Here is a 16607-nt window from a genome sequence, read left to right on the forward strand (position 1 = left end):
CGCCGCTCGGCCATACTCTTCCCTTTTGACTCCCCCACCCGCCGGCCGACCCACCCCGGTTTCCCTTCCCCCCACGGCCTGCTTGTGGGGGGGGCGCGGCAAACCCCGCCCCCACCACCTCAGCTGCTACGGGGTGCGGGATCTGCTACCGACTCTTCACGAGCCTACCGACCCTGACCTGACCATCTTCGTCGCACAGAGTCGCAGCTACTACCGCCGGAGATGGGCTTCGGCTGGGTCTTCCGCGCCGCCTTTCAGTGGAAGCGGCCCAGGCCGGACGGTGTGAGTTCCCACCCGTCGAAAAAATCGTCGCGGACCCGCACCGCGAGCAGGACCGCTCCTGTCGATTCCGGATCTCCCGCACCCGGGTCCGAATCGGCCCGCGCCGAACCGAGGTGAAAAGCGACGACAGGAGCCATGGGATCGTCGGTGGCATAGCTGAGGGTCTTGGGTCGATGCGGGTCCTGTGGACCGAAGGTGACCGACGGCGGACCGAATTCGGCCAGGATGTCACCCAGAGAGCGGTCGGACTCCGACCAAGCCACAGCCCTGTCGACGACCCCGGCGTGCTCAGCGGGCGTCAGGTCGCGGTCGAGCCGGAGCCAGCCTCGGCGATGTGCGTCCTCACCGTACTGGGATGCAATCACAGAGACGTCGGAGTCGGGGAAAGCACCCCGCAGCATCGCCGATGGGGCGAGACGGGCATTCGTATCGGGAATCCACACCGAACCCGTGGTCCGCTGCTCACCTTCGGCGATCCGGTCGAGGAGACGCGCCACCACCGACAGACCGCCGAATTCATCAGGCCGACGCACTGCCTGGTTGAACTCCTCCAGCAGCAGCCCTTCACCGTCCCTGCCGACCCGCTCCGGCAGGGACACCGCAGGTACTGGGCGTTGTGCTCGGGCCTGCGGCGAAACGTCAAGAGCCATACTGGCAGTGTCCCAGTGCCTCCAAAGGACTGGCAACGATCAACCACACGCGAGCTGCTGCGGATCTCACCGCGCTGCCCGGCCGCGCCCACGACCTGACCGCAGCCCGCACCCACCGTATCCTGCGGACCTGGGAACGCCGGGGCGTCTCCGTGCTCGCCGACCGCGCCTGCTCGGAGCCGGCCCCTGGGTGACCGCTCCCGTCAGACGGCCTCCCGGCCAGGACCTCACCGCAACCCAGCAGACAATCAACCGAGCCCTGTCAGCGGCACGAGCACCGGTCGAACGAAGCATCGCACGCCTGAAGGCCTGGCAGATCTTCCGCCGGGCCAGCTGCAGTCCCGACCGGACGACCGTCCTCGCCGCAGCCGTCCTCGGGTTGGACACCGTCTCACGACCAGGCAAGTCGACCTTCGGTGAACCGACAGACCGGGGAGCTTCCATCGGCGATCCTCGTCAGCGTCTCCGCCACGGAGTCGAAATAGTGCGCCATCGATGCGTACTCGCCCGTGACCGTGGGGCCGCTCACGAACCAGCGGCCGACGCGTCCGTCCCGCACATCGACGAACTTTCCCGTCCAGCCGTCCTGGTCCGACAGGAACGGGATCCACTCGTTGCGCCAGAACGGATCGTCCGGCTGGTCCGGAGGGTCGAATCCGCAGGACGTGGAACGGCTCGCGTAGAGCCTCTCCATGGCCCGGATGCCCAGGAAGAAGCTCCCCTCGTCGGGGAACCCGTCGAAGCCGCAGCACATCGCGTCGTCGTCGACGTCCTCCTCCGGCAGATCCGGATTGTTCTGCAACAGCCAGGTCCGCAGGTCCCCGTGCAGAGAGATCCCCATCCGTTCCTCGGCCGCCGCGAGCATCTGCTCCGTAGCGGGCCCTGGCAGCTCCGCGTGATCGGCCGGCGCGTGCTCCCGAAGGAGACTCATCACACGCGACCAACTCTCAGCCACACCCATCGCTCTCTGCTCTCTGCCAACTGCCCACTGACTTCTGACTTCTGACTTCTGACTTCTCTACAGGGATGTTTCCGTCCGCCCACGCCACTGCGGAGGTCGGGAAGTACCGCGCAGGGCCGGCCCCTCGGCGAAGTGACCGCCCGCGACGTTCCACAGACAACCCACAACCGGGAACGGTGCTTCTCACTGCCGTTCGAAGGCCGAATCCCGCGCCCGCAGGTGCTCGCGCGGCCCCGCCGCCCGCAGGACCACGTCCAGGACCCGCGCCGGGTCCGCCGCGTAGGCGTGCGAGAACCACGCCATGTTGGCCTCCACCACGGCCCAGCGGTGGCCCGGGCGGTACGGGTCGAGCAGTTGCCCGACGTCCACGACGACGGCGCTCGGCAGCGTGTGCCCGGCCGCGGCGCCGAGCCGGTCGACGAACTCGGCCAGCTCCGCGGCGACGGCCCGGTCCGCCCGGTCAGCACCGAGCGGGCGGGGGTCGAGCCGGCCGAACACCGCGTACCGGCTCGCCGCGGCGATCCGGCCGTCCAGCAGGAACAGCCGGTACTCGGCCGCGAAGGTCACCACATCGGACAGCAGTACCGGTGCCGCCGGGTCCAGGCCGGTCGGCAGGTGCGAGCCGTCGGTGTAGACGTCGGCCGGGAAGGACTTGTCACGGGGCGGCTTGACGAACGTCGGCCGGTCGATCGCCCAGGCGTCCGCGACGGTCCCCGACCGGACCTCACGGCCGGTGAACTCCTCCGGCAGCTCGGCGAGCCACCCGTCCGTCGGCTCCAGCAGCGCGAACCCGAGCCGGCCCGCCAACCGCGCGCCCGCCACCGGCCCGCCGTACCAGTACGCGGGGCCCGCCAGGCCCGACTCCTCCGCCGACCCGACCGACATCCCCCGGGCGGCCGCCTCGACGGCCAGCAGCTCCATCGTCGACGTCCGCCTCCCCGGCATGACCAGCACCACGCACCCCTCTCGGCATCGCAAAAGCGCCACGCTAGCCCCACCGAGCGCACCACCGCACCTGAGAATCCCCCACCCCGGACCCACGGACCGGCCAGGCACGGCAGGACACGGCTCAGGGGCGCACGACGGGAACCCGGCGCCGTTGAAGTTCACTTGTCGATCGGTCGAGATCGCCCGCCGGGGAACCCGGGTCCAGTCCCGCGGCCAATGGTCGGGGCCACTCCTCAGGAAGGTTCCGTCCTCGGCGAGCTCCGCCTGACACAACCTGCGGCCGTCGGAGGCGACCACCGGGGGCAGACGGTCGGATCCTCACGTTCGGCGTCCCAACGACGCCCGAGGGTGGGCGACGTCCTGTCCGCGGGCGCACCGAAGTTCAGGGCGGTCGCGCTGCGGCGGTGCGCGCGGTTTCTGCTTCGGGCTTCCGCTCCTCCGTGATCTGACCATGCGTTACCTTATTGCCCTTGGCAGGCCGGAAGTGCCTGCACATCCCTCAACGGAGTGGGAGACCAGCGGTGTTGACGGACGCACTGATGGAGCTGGCAGCAGCGGGCGGAACCGCGGTCGTCAGCTCGGCCGCAACGGACATCTGGCAGGGCACCAGGGGCAGGGTCGCCCGGCTGTTCGGCCGAGGCGATGACCGGGACGAGCAGCGCGTTTCGGTGCAGCTCGATCGCATCCCGCTGGAGCTCGCCCAGGCGGCCGAACCGCAGCAGGAGCGGGTCCGGGTGTCCCTCGAGAACCGATGGACAGAGAAGCTCGCCGAGCTCCTGGAGGAGCATCCGGACCTCGAAGCCGACCTCCGGTCCCTGGTCGAGGAGGTCCGCGCCGCCGTCCCTGCGGCGCAACAGTCATTCGTCCAGACCAACAACGCCTACGGCAACGCCACGCAGAACATCACCCAGAGCGGTGACATCGTGTTCGGCAACAAGCCCCAGTCCCGGTGATGGGCGATCCCGACCAGCCGCGTTCCCAGGCCAACAATGCCTACGGCAACGCCACACAGAACATCACCCAGAGCGGCGACATCGTTCTGGACTCACCCGAGGAAGCCAGACGCCGGGCGAAGCACAACCGGTTCGTGAGGATCGGCATCGCTCTGGGCCTGGCTACCGCGGTGACGGTGGGATTCGTCGTCCTCCGGATCGAGCGGGAGTCGGAGACCTCGAACGACCTGGCCCGGAGCGGTCCGGAGTTGAAGTCCAATCTCGCAGTGTCGCAGGTCTCGGCCTACATCAAGGGCGGCATCGACGGCGAGGAGTACGACGCGTCCGTTCAGAATGCGGCGCGAACGAAGCTGGAACTCCGCGGCCCCCACATCGACATCACCCTGGGAAACATCGCCAACGGCACCTCGTTGGTCACGAAGGCCAGCATCACGTTCAACCGCTTCCAGACCCTGAGATCGTGCGCTGCTGTCGGCGGGCCGATAGTCGTCTCGGAGAACTACCAGTTCAAGATTCCCGATAACCAACAGCCGGTACCGCCGGCCAAGCCCTTCACGCTCACGAAGGCGATCAGCTACGAGGTGGCTGCCAACAAGCACGACCGCGTCATGCTCACGGTGGGAGTGCCCACTATCCCGTTCGGCAAGTCGCCGTGGCTGGCCGTGGTCGATGTCGTCCTTGAGCACGACGGCGGCCAACAGCTCAGGATCGGCCCCATCGCGCTCGTGGACACCGGCGCCAACTCCGAGTTCTACCCTGCCGACGACAAGTGGAAGATCCCCGACAAGCCCACCGATGGGTGCATCGACGAGAACATCAAGCTGGTCTCCGATGTGTTGAAAACACCGAACCTTGTCGTATCGAGGGAGGTTTCCGGTTTGGACCGCGCCCTCCGGAACTTCAAGGCGTCGCCCACCGGGCAGCCCGAAGCGGACGTGCCACCACCGTTCCCGCCCGCGGACCCCACCAAGAACCCGCCGACCGGACAGGGCGCTGATGACGGGCCTCTTGTAGACCCCAACGTCTACACGATCCTCTGAAGCTCGGGGCGGGCGTTCGAGCACCAAGGCGCTGTCCTCGACCACCTCATGCGGCGGGCGGGTCACCCGGATCCCCGGAGTGGCCCGCCCGCTCGTCGTCATCGGCCGGCCGCCGCCAACGGGCAGCCGGTGCCGACGCGTTCGGCGAGGTCGGCGCGCAGGGCGGCGAGTTCGGCCATGCGGGCGTCCACGACGCGGATCTTCTCCTCGAACAGGGCGGACAGCGCTTCGGCGGTGTCCGGTGCTCCGCGCAGTTCCTCGCCGGTGCGTGCGATCTCCGCCAGGGAGAACCCGAGCGTCTGCGCGGTGCGCACGTAGTGCAGCCACTCCACCGCTCCGGGCGGGAAGTCGCGGTAGCCGTTGGCCGAACGCCGGGACTCGACCAGGCCGACCTTCTCGTAGAACCGGACGGTGTCCCTGCTCAGCCCCGTCCGCGCGGCCAGCTCTCCGATGCGCATGTGCCAGACCCCCTCCGGACAGTGGACTTGACCCTGGACCGTACTCCACTGTTTAGCGTGAGGCTCCACCGACCCCGACCGACCGGAGCCCCGTCATGAGCCGCCCCCTCACCCCCGCGCGCCCCGCGTATCTCCGCGTCGTGCGGGCGAGCGCCTGGTACGACCTCGCCGTCACCGCCGGATTCGCGACGCCGTGGACCTACACGCTGGTGCACCACGCGCTCTCCTCCCTGGGCGAGCACCTCGGACTGGGCCCGCTGCCCGCGCCCGACACGTGGCAGACCCTGTTCGCCAACCTGATGGGCTCCGTCGTCACCGTCTGGGCGGCCCTGCGCATCCTGCGGGCGCTGCCGTTGCACGGACTGCTGGACGGGATCGCGCGCGTCCTGTTCTCGTCGTGGATGGCCTATGCGCTGGCCCACGGCGCCCCGCGGATCCTGTGGCCGTTCCTCACCCTCGAGATCGCCTGGGGCGTCGTCCAGCTCCTGCCGTGGCTGCGGACCGGGCACGCCGGCCCGGTGGACCACCACGCCGGCCCGGTCGGTGCGGCGGGTCGATGACCGCCGGGCCGTGGGGCGCGGGCAGTCCGCACACCGGTGGCCCGACGACGGGAACGACCCCGCCGCACGCGCGGACGTTCGTACGGAACGACCTCTTGCACGTGGGGAGTTGGTGAGGGAATCATGACAGCCCTCACACAACCGGGGAGTTGAGCCTCATGGGCGCCGTGGTCGTCGGCACCGGCACGGCAGGGCGGGCCGCCTCGGCGAGTCGCCGTCAGCTCGCGGTCCTGCTGACCGCCAAGACGATCTCGGACATCGGCTACGCGCTCGACTTCATCTGCCTGTCCGTCTTCGTCTGGGAACACAGCCGCTCGGCCCTGCACACCGGGCTGGTCAGCGTGGCGCTGTACGCCGGCGCGATCGCGGGCGGTCGGCTCGGGCACCGCTTCGGGGACCGCTGGGACCGCCGCCGGATGATGATCGGCGCCGACCTCGCCCGGGCGCTCACGCTGGCCCTGCTGGCCGCCCTGCCGACGGGCGCGCAGAACTGGTGGCTGTACCCGGCGGTGATGGTGGTCGGCACCGGGCGGTCGGTCTTCGAGGCCACGCTCTCCGCCGCCACCCCCGTCATGGCCGGACCGCGCACCGCGTCGGTGAACAGCGCGCTGGCCGGACTCAGGGGGGTGGCGTTCATGGTCGGCATGGGCCTCGCCACGGTCCTGGTCCCCGTGGCCGGGTACCGCTGGGTGTTCGCCCTGGACGCGGGCAGCTACGCGCTCTCGGCGGCGGTCCTGCTGGCGCTGCGCCTGCGGATGCGGGACCCGGGCGGCCGGGCCGCCGGGGACCGGGACCGCTCCGGCGCCTGGCCGCTGCTGGTGACCTCCGGCCTGGCCGGGCTGGTCGTGCTGCGCGGACTGGACGCCTTCGGCAGTTCCTCCCAGCACGTCGGACTGCCGCTGCTGGGCACCGAGCTGCACCCGAGCCAGCCGGCCGTGGTCTCCGGTGCGGTGTGGGGCAGTTGGGCGGCCGGGCTGCTGGTGGCCGGCTTCGTGCTGCGGCCCCTGGCCAAGCGCCTCGTCGAACGCGCACCGGCCCCGGTGTACTGCCTGGCCACGATCGTGATGTCGCTGGGCTTCATCGGTGTCTTCTGGCTGGACGGCTGGTGGCCGCGGCTGCTGGCGGCGGCCGGGGCCGGACTGGGCGACGCGCTGAGCGAGATCACCTACAAGCAGTCGCTGCAGCGGCTGCCCGACGGGCGCAGGGGCGGGGTGTTCGGGCTGTCCCAGATCACGGTCAACGCGGGCTTCATGTCCGGACTGCTCGTCACGAGCCTGGTGCTGCGGCCGGACTGGGTGGCGCCGTGGGTGCTGCTGCTGCACGGCGTGCCGCTGCTGGTGGCCGGCTGGATGGCGGTCACCGCCACCCGGGCGCTGCGCTCCGCCGGGGCGGTCTCGTGAGCGGGCCGCACCGAGCGGACGGGCCCCACCGAGCGGACAGGCCCCACCGACCGGACGGGCCGGGCCGACCGGACGGCTCCCCCAGCGGTGGCGCCTACCTCGACTACGCCGGGTTCGGCCGGCTCCGGCCCGCCGCCGTCGCCGCGATGCGCACCGCCGTCGACGAGGTGCTTCCGTACGGCAGCGCCGCCCTCGGTCCGCTCTTCGGCGCCCGCGCCGCCGCCCGGCGGTCACTCGCCCGGCTGCTCGACTGCACGCCCGCGGAGGTCGCCCTCGTCCCCAACACCTCGACCGGCATCCACCTGGTCGCCGACGGCCTGGACTGGCGCCCGGGCGACCGGATCGTGCTGTTCGACCGGGACTTCCCGGCCAACGTCCGGCCGTGGCTGCGGCTGCGGCGTCACGGCGTCGAGCCGGTCTGGGTGCCGATGCGGGACGGCGGTCACCGGATCGAGGACGTGGCGGCGGCCATCGGACCGGCCACCCGTCTCGTGGCGGTGAGCCACGTCAACTTCGCCACCGGCTTCCGCAACGACCTCGACCGGATCTGCGCGCTGGCCGCCGAGGCCGGGGCGCTGGTGTGCGTGGACGCGGTGCAGAGCCTCGGCGCGCTGCCGTTGTCGGTGGCCGACACCCCGGTGGACTTCCTGGCGGCGGGCGCGCACAAGTGGCTCTGCGGACCACCGGGCACCGGGGTGTTCTACTGCCGCGCCGACCGGCTGGAACTGCTGCGCAGCACCCCCACCGGCTGGTTCGGCCACGTGGGCGCCGCCGAGGTGACGAAGGGGCCGGGCCACCTGCGCTACGACCTGCCCGAACGCGCCGAGGCCGCCCGGGTCGAGGGCGGGATGTACGACCTGGTCGGCACGGCCGGACTCGCCGCCGCGCTGGCCGAGCTGGAGCAGACCGGCATCGCCGCGGTCGCCGGGCGGGTGCGCAGCCTGGCCGACCGGCTGCGCACCGGCATCGCCGCACTCGGTTACGACCTGGCGCTCCCCCCGGACGGCGCCGGGCACCCGAACGACGACGGGCACCCGGGCGGTGACGGGAGCTCGGGCGGTGCCGGGAACTCGGGCCTGGTGTGCTTCACCAGCCGCCGGACGGAAGGCGCGGAGATCGTCCGGAGACTGTCGTCGGCCGGAATACACGTTTCCGTTCCGGACGGCCTGGTCCGGGTCTCCCCGCATTTCTGGACCACCGACGAGGAAGTGGCGGAGATCCTCTCGGAGCTTGCCGTGCACAAGCCTTGACGGTGCTGTTCCGGTTCCCGAAGAATATCGATCGACCGCTTCGCCGGCCCGGATATCAGGACCGGCCCGGAAAAGAGAGGGGTTGTGAAATGGCGTACGAGACCTGGGAGTCCCTGGAGGACGAGGTCGAGATCAGCACTGGTGCGGCGGACTGCTGGACCTGCCTGATCGACGACGGCGGCGTCTGACACCGGTAATCCACGCATGCCCCGCGATGTCAATTCCGGAAAACCCGGATTGCACCGCGGGGCATGTCGCCGATCGCCCGGAAGCATCGTCCGCAGAGCAGAGGAATGTGCCGCGTGAACCGCTGGGAATTCAGTCACGGAATCGTCGGTGTCAACGCGCCGAGTTGGCTCACCTTCGAGGTGCACCGCCCGTACTTCGACGGCGCCGAGTCGCCGGCCACCGCCGTCCAGGCACGGTCCGCGATCCTGGCCGCCCGACGTTTCGAGAACCCCTCCCCGGGCGCGCTGCGGTTCGGCATGACGATGCCCGCGAGCTACCGCCGGCTGCTGGTGCAGGAGTCCCGGCTGACCGCCTACCGGGCGGCGCTGCCGACCGACCTGCCCGACGAGCTGGCCTCGCCCGCCTGGCGGCGGATGAGCGCGGCCTTCCGGCGGCACCCGGAGCTGGACGGGGTGGACCGGGCCGGGCTCGCGCACTGGCTGGTCGCGGTCTGCCTCCCCGCCGCGGTGCTGCGGGTCGTCCCGGAGGACCTCGACCCGGACGCCTGCCGGGACCAGGTGGCGGCCGGGCTCCAGTCCGCCCGCGCGGCCACCCTGTTCGGTTCCGAGGGCCTGTCCGGGCGGACCACCGCGGCCTACCGGGTCCTGGCCGACCACCCCGCACCCACCGTCGCGCACGTCCAGGCGGTGGCCGCCTGGGGCTATCTGCTCGCGCGGCACGCCGGGGACGACTCCGCCGCGCCGTTCTTCCTCGGCCGCGCCCGGGAGCTGCTCAAGGAGATCGCGGGCGAGCTCACCCCCTTCACCCACGACGTCCTGAGCGCCCGGCTGGCGCTGCGCGAGGTGATGTACGCCGAGCGGCAGCGGGACTTCGGCGGCGCCCGGGCACTGCTGGCCGACGTCCGGGCGGGCATCGCCGAACTGACCGCACCCGACCGGGACGACGAACTGGTCCTGCTGGAGACCCGCCGACGGCTGCTGGACCGGCACCTGGAGATCGTGGTGCGGGCGGGCGACGCCGAGGCCGAACGCGCCGCCGTCGAGGAGGGCCTGGCCCTCGATCCGTGGGACGTGAAGATCCGGATGCAGGCGGCACAGGCCCACGAGCGTGCCGGGGAGCACGAGCAGGCCCTGGCCGGCTATCTGCACGCCGCCCGGCTCGGCCCGTTCGGCACCGCCTTCGCGCTGCTGCGCGCCGCCGAACGCGCCCGCCACCTCGGACACGGCGAGTTCGCCCGGGTGCTGAACGAACGGGCCTTCCGCGCCGCACCGCGGGCCGGCGCCACCCGGGACGCGCTGCTGACCGCCTGCCGTGACGACGGCGACCTGCCCCTGGCCGAACTGACCGAGCGCGCCGCCGTCCGGGACCCGGAGCGGCCCTACGCCAACAACTGGCACTACCGGATGTACGCCGCGTACTTCAACCTGGGCGAGTCCGAGTCCCCCGGGCTGTACGCCCGACTTCCCAGCCTGGCCTACGAGTTCACCGAACGCGGGCACGGGCGTGGGGACGGGCGCGGTGACGGGCACGGGGAGGAACACAGGGACGGGCACGGAGCCGCGCGGGAGGACGTCAACTGGCAGCGCCTCATGCCGCCCGCCTTCCGGGGAAACCTGATCCGCGAGTCCGGGCTGACCGAGTTCGCCGTCGACCACCCCGCCGACCTGCCCGAGCCCCTGCGCACCCCGCGTTGGAACCGACTCTGCGCATGGCTGGACGACTTCGACGACTGCGACACCGAACGCCAGCAGCAGATCGCCATGGTGCTGTACCGCCTCGGCTTCATCAAGCTGGTCCTGGAACTCGTCCCGGCCGTCCCGGCCGAGCGGCTCCGCACCCCCGCCGAACTGCGGCTGCACCACTGGCGCGACCTGGTGCGGTACGTCTCCTCGGTCGGCGGCACGGTGGCCGCACCGGAGACCTCCTTCGCCATCGCGGACAATCCCGCCTGCCCGACCCACCTGCGGTTCGTCATCGCCGTGGTGGCGGTGGTGTTCCACGCCCGCGAGACGCGTTCGCTCGAGGAGGCGACGCGCTGGCGGGAGATCGGCGCGCGGGCGCTGGAGGAGCTGTTGGCGGACCCGGACCGCCCGGCGTTCGAGAAAGCGATGCTGGAGAGCCGGTTCTACCGCAGCGTCAGCTTCGTCCCGTTCATGGCCAGGGACCGGGAGTGGCTGGCGCGCGACATGGACCGCGCCGAGGAGCTGGCCCGGGCGGTACCCGCCGACGGGGCCTACCAGGAGTTCCTCAAGCGGGAGAACCTGCGGGCCTGCGTGGAGAGCCGGTCCAAGGAGTGCTACGCGTTCGGCGAGGACGAACGCGGCGACCTCCTGGTCGCGGAGGCGCTCGCCCTGGACCCGTACGAGCCGAAGACGCACATCGAGGCGGCGGAGGGCCTGCTGCGGCGCGAGCGTCCCCGGGAGGCGGCCGACAGCTTCCTGCGGACCGCCCGGCTCGGGCCGGTCTCCACCGCGTTCGGGTACGCGTCCGCGGCCGAGTGCTTCCGGCGGGCCGGACAACCGGTCCTGGCCGAGGACTGCTACGTCCAGGCCCTCCGGCTGGACCCGTACGCGATCTCCGCGGCGCGCGGCTGGGCTGCGGTCGCCGAAGGCGGGGGCACGGTCGGCGCGGCGGCCGACGACACCGACACCGCCGGTGGCATGGCCGAGCTGGCCCGCGGGTACCTCGCCGACCTGGAGTCCTGGGGAGCGGCCCGGCGTGCCGCCCGGAAGGCGCGGGGGTGAGCGTCACCTGGTCGCTGCGCCCGGAGCCCGGCCCCGGGACCGAGGCGGTCGTACGGCCGGTGTGGGCCGGTGAGCCGCCCCCCGGACTGTCCACCGCCTTCCTCGCCGGTACCGGATTCGGCGGCGAGGTGGGCCAGGTGCTGCAGTTGCCCGGCACCCCCGTGACCGTGCTGCTGGGTGTCGGACCGCGGGCCGCCCGGACGGACGGGGACGCGACCCGGGACGCGACCCGGGCCGCCGCGGCCGAACTGGCCCGGGCCGTCCGCGCCTACCGGCGACTGGCCGTCCACCCGCCGGGCCCGGACCTGCGGCCACTGGTCGAGGGCTACCTGCTCGGCGGATACCGCTTCACCCGGTACCTCAGCGACGCGAGCCCCTCCCCCGACCAGCTCGTCGAACTCCTCGTCGCCGAGACACCGGACACCGCCCGCGGTCTGTCCGAGGGCCGCCGGCTGGGCGAGGCCGTGCTGCTGGCACGGGACCTGGTCAACGAACCGGGCGAGGCCCTCACGCCGTCGGCGTTCGCCGACCGCTCGGTCGCGGTCGCCGCGGCGACCGGGTTGGAGTGCGAGGTCTGGGACGGTCGGCGGATCGCCGACGAGCGGCTCGGCGGACTGCTCGGGGTCAGCCGGGGCTCCCTGGTGCCGCCCCGGCTGGTCAAGCTCTCCTACCGGCCCGAGCACCGGAGCGACGAGACCGAACGGATCGCGCTGGTCGGCAAGGGCGTCACCTTCGACGCCGGCGGACTGTCCCTGAAGCCCAACGCCCACCTGACCGGGATGAAGGCCGACATGGCCGGAGCGGCCGCCGTCCTCGGCGCGATGTCCGTCCTCGGCGCGCTGGACTGCCGGGTCGCGGTGGACGCCTGGCTGCCGCTCACCGAGAACATGCCCAACGCCGACCCGATCCGGATCGGCGACGTCCTGGTGATGCGCAACGGCACCACCGTGGAAATCTGCCACGCCGACGCCGAGGGACGGCTGATCATGGCCGACGCGCTGGTCCTGGCCGGCGAGACCGGACCGCAGGCGATCATCGACATCGCCACCCTCACCGACGCCGCCGCGGTCGCGCTGGGCCGCCGGGTCGCCGCGCTCATGGGCACCGACGACGCCCTGCTGGACCGCCTGCGCGCTGCCGGGACCCGGGCCGGCGAGCCGCTCTGGCCACTGCCGCTCCCCGACGCCTACCGGCCCCAGCTCCGTTCCCGGGTAGCGGACCTGGTCAATTACACCCTCGGCACCCGGCACGGCACCGCACTGCTCGCCGGCCATTTCCTCCGCGAGTTCGTCCCGCCCGGCATCCCCTGGGCCCACCTGGACATCCAGGGCACCGCCCTCTCCGACGGGACGGACGCCGAACGGGTCCCCGGCGCCACCGGTTTCGGCGTCCGCGCACTCGCCGAGTTCCTCACCGGCCCGTCTGCGCGCCGTCCGCCCGCCTGAGACCACCCAGCCGGCACGCGGGAAGTCGACACCTCCGACTTCCCGCGCAACATGCCGCGAAGCAGAAACCTTTCTCCCGCGCCCAGACACCAAAGTCGACCCACCCGACTTCCCACGCGCCCCGCCCCCCGGGCCGGCACCGCACACCAGCAGCACCTCCCCACCGCGCGGGAAGTCGACCACGTCGACTTCCCGCGCACCCCACGCGCCAGCCTTTGGCGCTTCGAGCAGCAGCGTTCCTGCAACACCGTGCCCCGGACCGACCCGCGTAGGAAGTCGACCCGTCCGACTTCCTACGCCGCACCCTCGCCCCGCACCGGCCGGACCCGCCCCAACCCCTCAACGGCCCCGCCTCCGCACAGGAAGTCGGCCCCGTCGACTTCCTCCTCCCACCCTCACCCCCTCGCCGGGCCGGCCTCTCCCCCACCCAGCGACGACCCACCACCAGGAGCAGGAAGCCGACACCTCCGACTTCCCACGCAACATGCCGCGAAGCAGAAACCTTTCTCCTCCGCCCGGAAACCAAAAGTCGAGCCACCCGACTTCTCACGCACCCCACGCGCCATACGCGTGACCCTCGGCACTTCGAGCAGAAGCGTTCCTGCAGCCCCGGAGCACCTACGCCGGCGATCGCCCCACCCCGCCAAGACAGCCCTACCCCCACACCCGACGAACGGCCCCGCCTCCGCACAGAAAGTCCACCCGCTCGACTTCCCGCACATCCCGCCCGACCCCCGAAGCACCCATGGCCCGCAGCCCGCACCCGCACCCGCACCCGCACCCGCACCCGCACCCGCACCCGGACACCACAACCACCCCACCGCGCGGGAAGTCGGCCCCGTCGACTTCCCGCGCAACGACCACGCCGCCTCCGGCACGCCGAGCAGAACCGCTCCCGCACTCCCGAAGCCCCCGGGTGCGCGGCGATCGCCGGGTTCCGCACCGCCCGCACCGCTGAACCGCGGGCCGAGCGGGAGCAGGAAGTCGGCAGCGCCGACTTTCCGTGCAGACGAAGCTGTTCACGTGGGCGATGGCGAGTCCCGAATCGTTCGCGAGCCGGGCCGCAGGAAACGGATCAGTGCCCGACGGGGGGCTTGGCCCTCTTGGCCCGGACGTCCGCCAGGATGAACGGCAGACCGGGCAGCAGCAGGAGCGGAGCGACCCACAGCGGCAGGGTGAGCAGCGGCTGATCACCGACGAAGTGGCGGGTGAGAAGGAGGGCCGGCAGTCCGGCGAGCAGCGCGACACCCCAGCTGCGGCGCAGACCGAGACGGCCCCGGCGCAGTTGCCAGAACACGGTGACCGCCGCGAGGACGGCCCAGTACACGATCCGGTCCGCGGTGACGTCCAGCTCGGTGCTGCGCCCGATCAGGTGGGCGAACAGCAGGAGGACGCCGAGAACGTAGGACACCGAGCCCGCCATCCGCAGCACCCGGCGCGAGAGCGGGGCGCGTGCCCTGGCCCAGGCGGCGGCGAAGGTCCTGACGTCCTTGCCCACGACGTCCTGGGCGCTCCGCCCGGCGGCCGCGGCGTCCTGCAGGTGCGCCTCGAGCTCGTCGAGCATCTCCCGGACGGATGCTTCGTCGATTCCGCGGTATTCCCAGTTGCTGCGGCAGGCCGCGAGCACCCGCTCGGTCGTCATGTGTCGTCCCCCTTGGAGTCGGTGTCGTCGAGGATCCGGCCGACGTGGCCGGCGAAGGCGCGCCAGTCCGACCGGCCGGCGGAGAGTTCCGCGTGGCCGGCCTCGGTCAGCCGGTAGTACTTGCGGGGGGCTCCCCCGCTCGGGGACGGAGCGCGGAACGCGGCGATGAGGCCCGCGCGCTCCATCCGTGCCAGGAGCGGATAGATGCTGCCGTCGCTCACCAGCTCCAGCCCGCCCTCGGCCAGGCCCTGCGCGAACTCGAAGCCGTAGCGCGGTCTTTCCGCGATCAGCGCGAGCAGGCACAGATCCAGCACGCCGCGCAGGAGCTGGCTGCGCCGCTGGTCGTGGGCGGACGCCTCCTTTGTCATGCGGTACAAGATAGTCAGGAACTGTCTTGCTCCGCAAGAAAGTGCAGGGCGCCCAACACGGCAGCATCGCGCGGAGCCCACACGGCCGGGGCGACATCGCGGGAGCGGTCACGGTCACGGCCACGGTCCCGGTCCCGGGTCCCCGTCCCCGTCCCCGTCCCCGTCCCCGTCGAGCCTTGCGGCGGAGGGCGGGCATGACGGAGGATCGGGCCGGCTCACCATGATCGACATCTGCTCGGTCACGGGGAGCGATCCGATCTCTTCCCACCGGGGGTACCGATGACCACGTACGCAGACGGCACGCACGACGACGGTGCCGACCAGAGCGCCCGCCGGCCCGGCCGACGGGCGCTGCTCGCCGGTATGACCGGGGCAGGGGCGCTCGCGGGCAGCATCGCCCTCGGCGGCCGGGCCGCCTCGGCGGCGCCCGCGGCGGTCACCGCCGGCCCGGCGGACTACGTGGTCGACGTCGTCGCCAAGGGCGCCGACGCGACCGGCCGCACGCCGAGCGACGACGCGTTCCGCAGGGCCGCCCTGGAACTGCTCGGCGGCGCCCCCAAGACCGGCTACACCCCCAAGAAGGTGCTGCTCGTCCCGCCGGGCACGTACCTGCTGACCCAGCCCGACTCGCTGCTGCCCATCACCCACGGCACCGACAACCCGGGCGTGATCGACGGCATCTCCATCAGCGGGTACGGCAAGCGGATCTCGCGCATCGTCTACACGCCGACCGCCCCGGACACGGTCCTGTGGACCAACGACGGCCGCTACAAGAACATCCGGCTCAGCGGCCTGACCTTCGAGAGCCGCGACGCCACCGCCACCTTCAACCTCGCGATCTCCGGTGTGGGCAAGGGCGTCCAGGACACCTGGTACACCGATGTCGAGTGGCACGGCACCTGGAAGAACGGCATCGTCCTGGACGGACCGGCCGGGACGTCCAACCTCAACAGCGAGATGGGCTGGGACCACTGTCAGATCAGCGGTTCCTACGCCGACGCCTTCCTGGTGATGGGCGGCAAGCCGACCGAGAACCAGCAGGACCAGTTCCTCAACTACTGGTTCCGTGACTGCAAGGTCGAGTTCCAGTCCGGCGTCTTCGTGCGCAACGAGCGCGGCGGGTCGATGAACTTCATCGGCGGCTCGTACATCCTCGTGGACGAGAACTCGACCGGCACCTTCTTCAAGCTCAACGCCAACAGCCCGCGCAACGACTCGGTGATGCGGCTGTACGCGCAGGGCATCCGCTTCGAGGTCCGCGGCAAGGACCACAAGGTGATCGACTCGGCCTGGTACAAGGGCACCATCACCTTCGTCTCCTGCGACGACACCGCGAACTCCTTCAAGGCCTTCGCCACCGACGCCGTCCCGCACGTCTACCGCTTCAACGCCGTCAACCCCTCGCGCGGGCCGATGATCCGCTACCAGGACTGCGCGCTGCTCGGCTCCCACCAGGTGACGACGGCCACCGCGACCACCGCCGGCAAGGTGCTCTACGACGGCTGCCGGTTCGCCGACGCCAGTACCGCTGCCCTCGCCCTGCGCTGGAGCGGCCCGGCCCCGTGGTACGAGTTCCGCGACTGCCTCGGCGAGGGCGTCCGCATCCCCGACACCAAGGCTCCGTGACAGCACCTCCCGGTACCCCACCGTCACGGCGCCGTCCGCCGTGACGGTGGGGCCCGCCGTGACGGTGGGGTCCGCCGTGACCCTGGGGTGC

General features: G+C 71.7%; 14 protein-coding genes and 1 pseudogene. 9 read left to right on the plus strand and 6 right to left on the minus strand.

All coding sequences use genetic code 11. The features are described 5' to 3' along the window. Window positions 1-254: 254 nt before the first annotated feature. A complete protein-coding gene (locus ACIPYS_RS26060; protein WP_400750114.1) occupies window positions 255-932 on the minus strand; it encodes a hypothetical protein in 678 nt (225 codons plus the stop codon). A gap of 45 nt (window positions 933-977) precedes the next feature. On the opposite strand from ACIPYS_RS26060, the pseudogene ACIPYS_RS26065 reads away from it, so the two are divergent. After that, window positions 978-1317 (plus strand): annotated as a pseudogene (locus ACIPYS_RS26065) (transposase family protein); the annotation flags it as partial. Window positions 1318-1323: 6 nt separating this feature from the next. Here ACIPYS_RS26065 and ACIPYS_RS26070 read toward each other — a convergent pair. Together ACIPYS_RS26070 and ACIPYS_RS26075 are read right to left on the minus strand one after the other, a co-directional pair. Beyond that, window positions 1324-1893, minus strand: a complete 570-nt coding sequence (locus ACIPYS_RS26070; RefSeq protein WP_093864273.1) for an SMI1/KNR4 family protein — start codon at window positions 1891-1893, stop codon at window positions 1324-1326. Between the two features lie 183 nt (window positions 1894-2076). Next, the gene (locus ACIPYS_RS26075) at window positions 2077-2814 is read right to left on the minus strand and encodes an ATP-grasp domain-containing protein (protein ID WP_400750464.1); all 738 of its coding nucleotides are present in this window, start codon (window positions 2812-2814) and stop codon (window positions 2077-2079) included. 566 nt (window positions 2815-3380) lie between these two features. Between ACIPYS_RS26075 and ACIPYS_RS26080 the strand changes: the two genes are divergently transcribed. Further along, window positions 3381-3794, plus strand: coding sequence for a hypothetical protein (locus tag ACIPYS_RS26080; protein WP_400750118.1), 414 nt, complete (start codon window positions 3381-3383; stop codon window positions 3792-3794). Next, a complete protein-coding gene (locus tag ACIPYS_RS26085) occupies window positions 3794-4834 on the plus strand; it encodes a hypothetical protein (protein ID WP_400750121.1) in 1041 nt (346 codons plus the stop codon). The genes ACIPYS_RS26080 and ACIPYS_RS26085 overlap by 1 nt, the downstream gene beginning before the upstream one ends. A 98-nt stretch (window positions 4835-4932) precedes the next feature. Here ACIPYS_RS26085 and ACIPYS_RS26090 read toward each other — a convergent pair whose 3' ends face one another. Then, entirely contained in the window at window positions 4933-5292 is a 360-nt protein-coding gene (locus ACIPYS_RS26090) for a MerR family transcriptional regulator (protein ID WP_400750124.1), read from the minus strand. Between the two features lie 95 nt (window positions 5293-5387). On the opposite strand from ACIPYS_RS26090, the gene ACIPYS_RS26095 reads away from it, so the two are divergent. The 5 genes from ACIPYS_RS26095 (at window position 5388) to ACIPYS_RS26115 (ending at window position 12880) form a co-directional block, all read left to right on the plus strand. Beyond that, entirely contained in the window at window positions 5388-5852 is a 465-nt protein-coding gene (locus tag ACIPYS_RS26095) for a hypothetical protein (protein ID WP_400750127.1), read from the plus strand. Between the two features lie 158 nt (window positions 5853-6010). Beyond that, window positions 6011-7252 (plus strand): MFS transporter, encoded by a 1242-nt coding sequence (locus ACIPYS_RS26100; RefSeq protein WP_400750466.1) that lies wholly within the window; start codon window positions 6011-6013, stop codon window positions 7250-7252. Between the two features lie 146 nt (window positions 7253-7398). Further along, complete coding sequence (locus ACIPYS_RS26105) at window positions 7399-8502, plus strand: aminotransferase class V-fold PLP-dependent enzyme (RefSeq protein ID WP_400750130.1); 1104 nt, start codon at window positions 7399-7401, stop codon at window positions 8500-8502. Between the two features lie 302 nt (window positions 8503-8804). Next, window positions 8805-11435 carry a hypothetical protein gene (locus ACIPYS_RS26110; RefSeq protein ID WP_400750132.1) on the plus strand — a complete coding sequence of 877 codons (2631 nt, stop codon included), beginning with the start codon at window positions 8805-8807 and terminating at the stop codon, window positions 11433-11435. Next, on the plus strand, window positions 11432-12880 hold the full coding sequence (locus tag ACIPYS_RS26115; RefSeq protein ID WP_400750135.1) for a leucyl aminopeptidase: 1449 nt from the start codon (window positions 11432-11434) through the stop codon (window positions 12878-12880). Before ACIPYS_RS26110 ends, ACIPYS_RS26115 begins: the two co-directional genes overlap by 4 nt. 1075 nt (window positions 12881-13955) lie before the next feature. Here ACIPYS_RS26115 and ACIPYS_RS26120 read toward each other — a convergent pair. Both ACIPYS_RS26120 and ACIPYS_RS26125 read right to left on the minus strand, forming a co-directional pair. After that, entirely contained in the window at window positions 13956-14522 is a 567-nt protein-coding gene (locus tag ACIPYS_RS26120; RefSeq protein WP_400750137.1) for a hypothetical protein, read from the minus strand. Further along, entirely contained in the window at window positions 14519-14890 is a 372-nt protein-coding gene (locus ACIPYS_RS26125) for a PadR family transcriptional regulator (protein ID WP_093864265.1), read from the minus strand. The genes ACIPYS_RS26120 and ACIPYS_RS26125 overlap by 4 nt, the downstream gene beginning before the upstream one ends. A 279-nt stretch (window positions 14891-15169) precedes the next feature. On the opposite strand from ACIPYS_RS26125, the gene ACIPYS_RS26130 reads away from it, so the two are divergent. Next, complete coding sequence (locus ACIPYS_RS26130) at window positions 15170-16516, plus strand: hypothetical protein (protein WP_400750140.1); 1347 nt, start codon at window positions 15170-15172, stop codon at window positions 16514-16516. Window positions 16517-16607: the final 91 nt, after the last annotated feature.

Origin of the sequence: Kitasatospora sp. NPDC089913, from assembly GCF_044748625.1 — a bacterium.
GTDB lineage: Bacteria > Actinomycetota > Actinomycetes > Streptomycetales > Streptomycetaceae > Kitasatospora.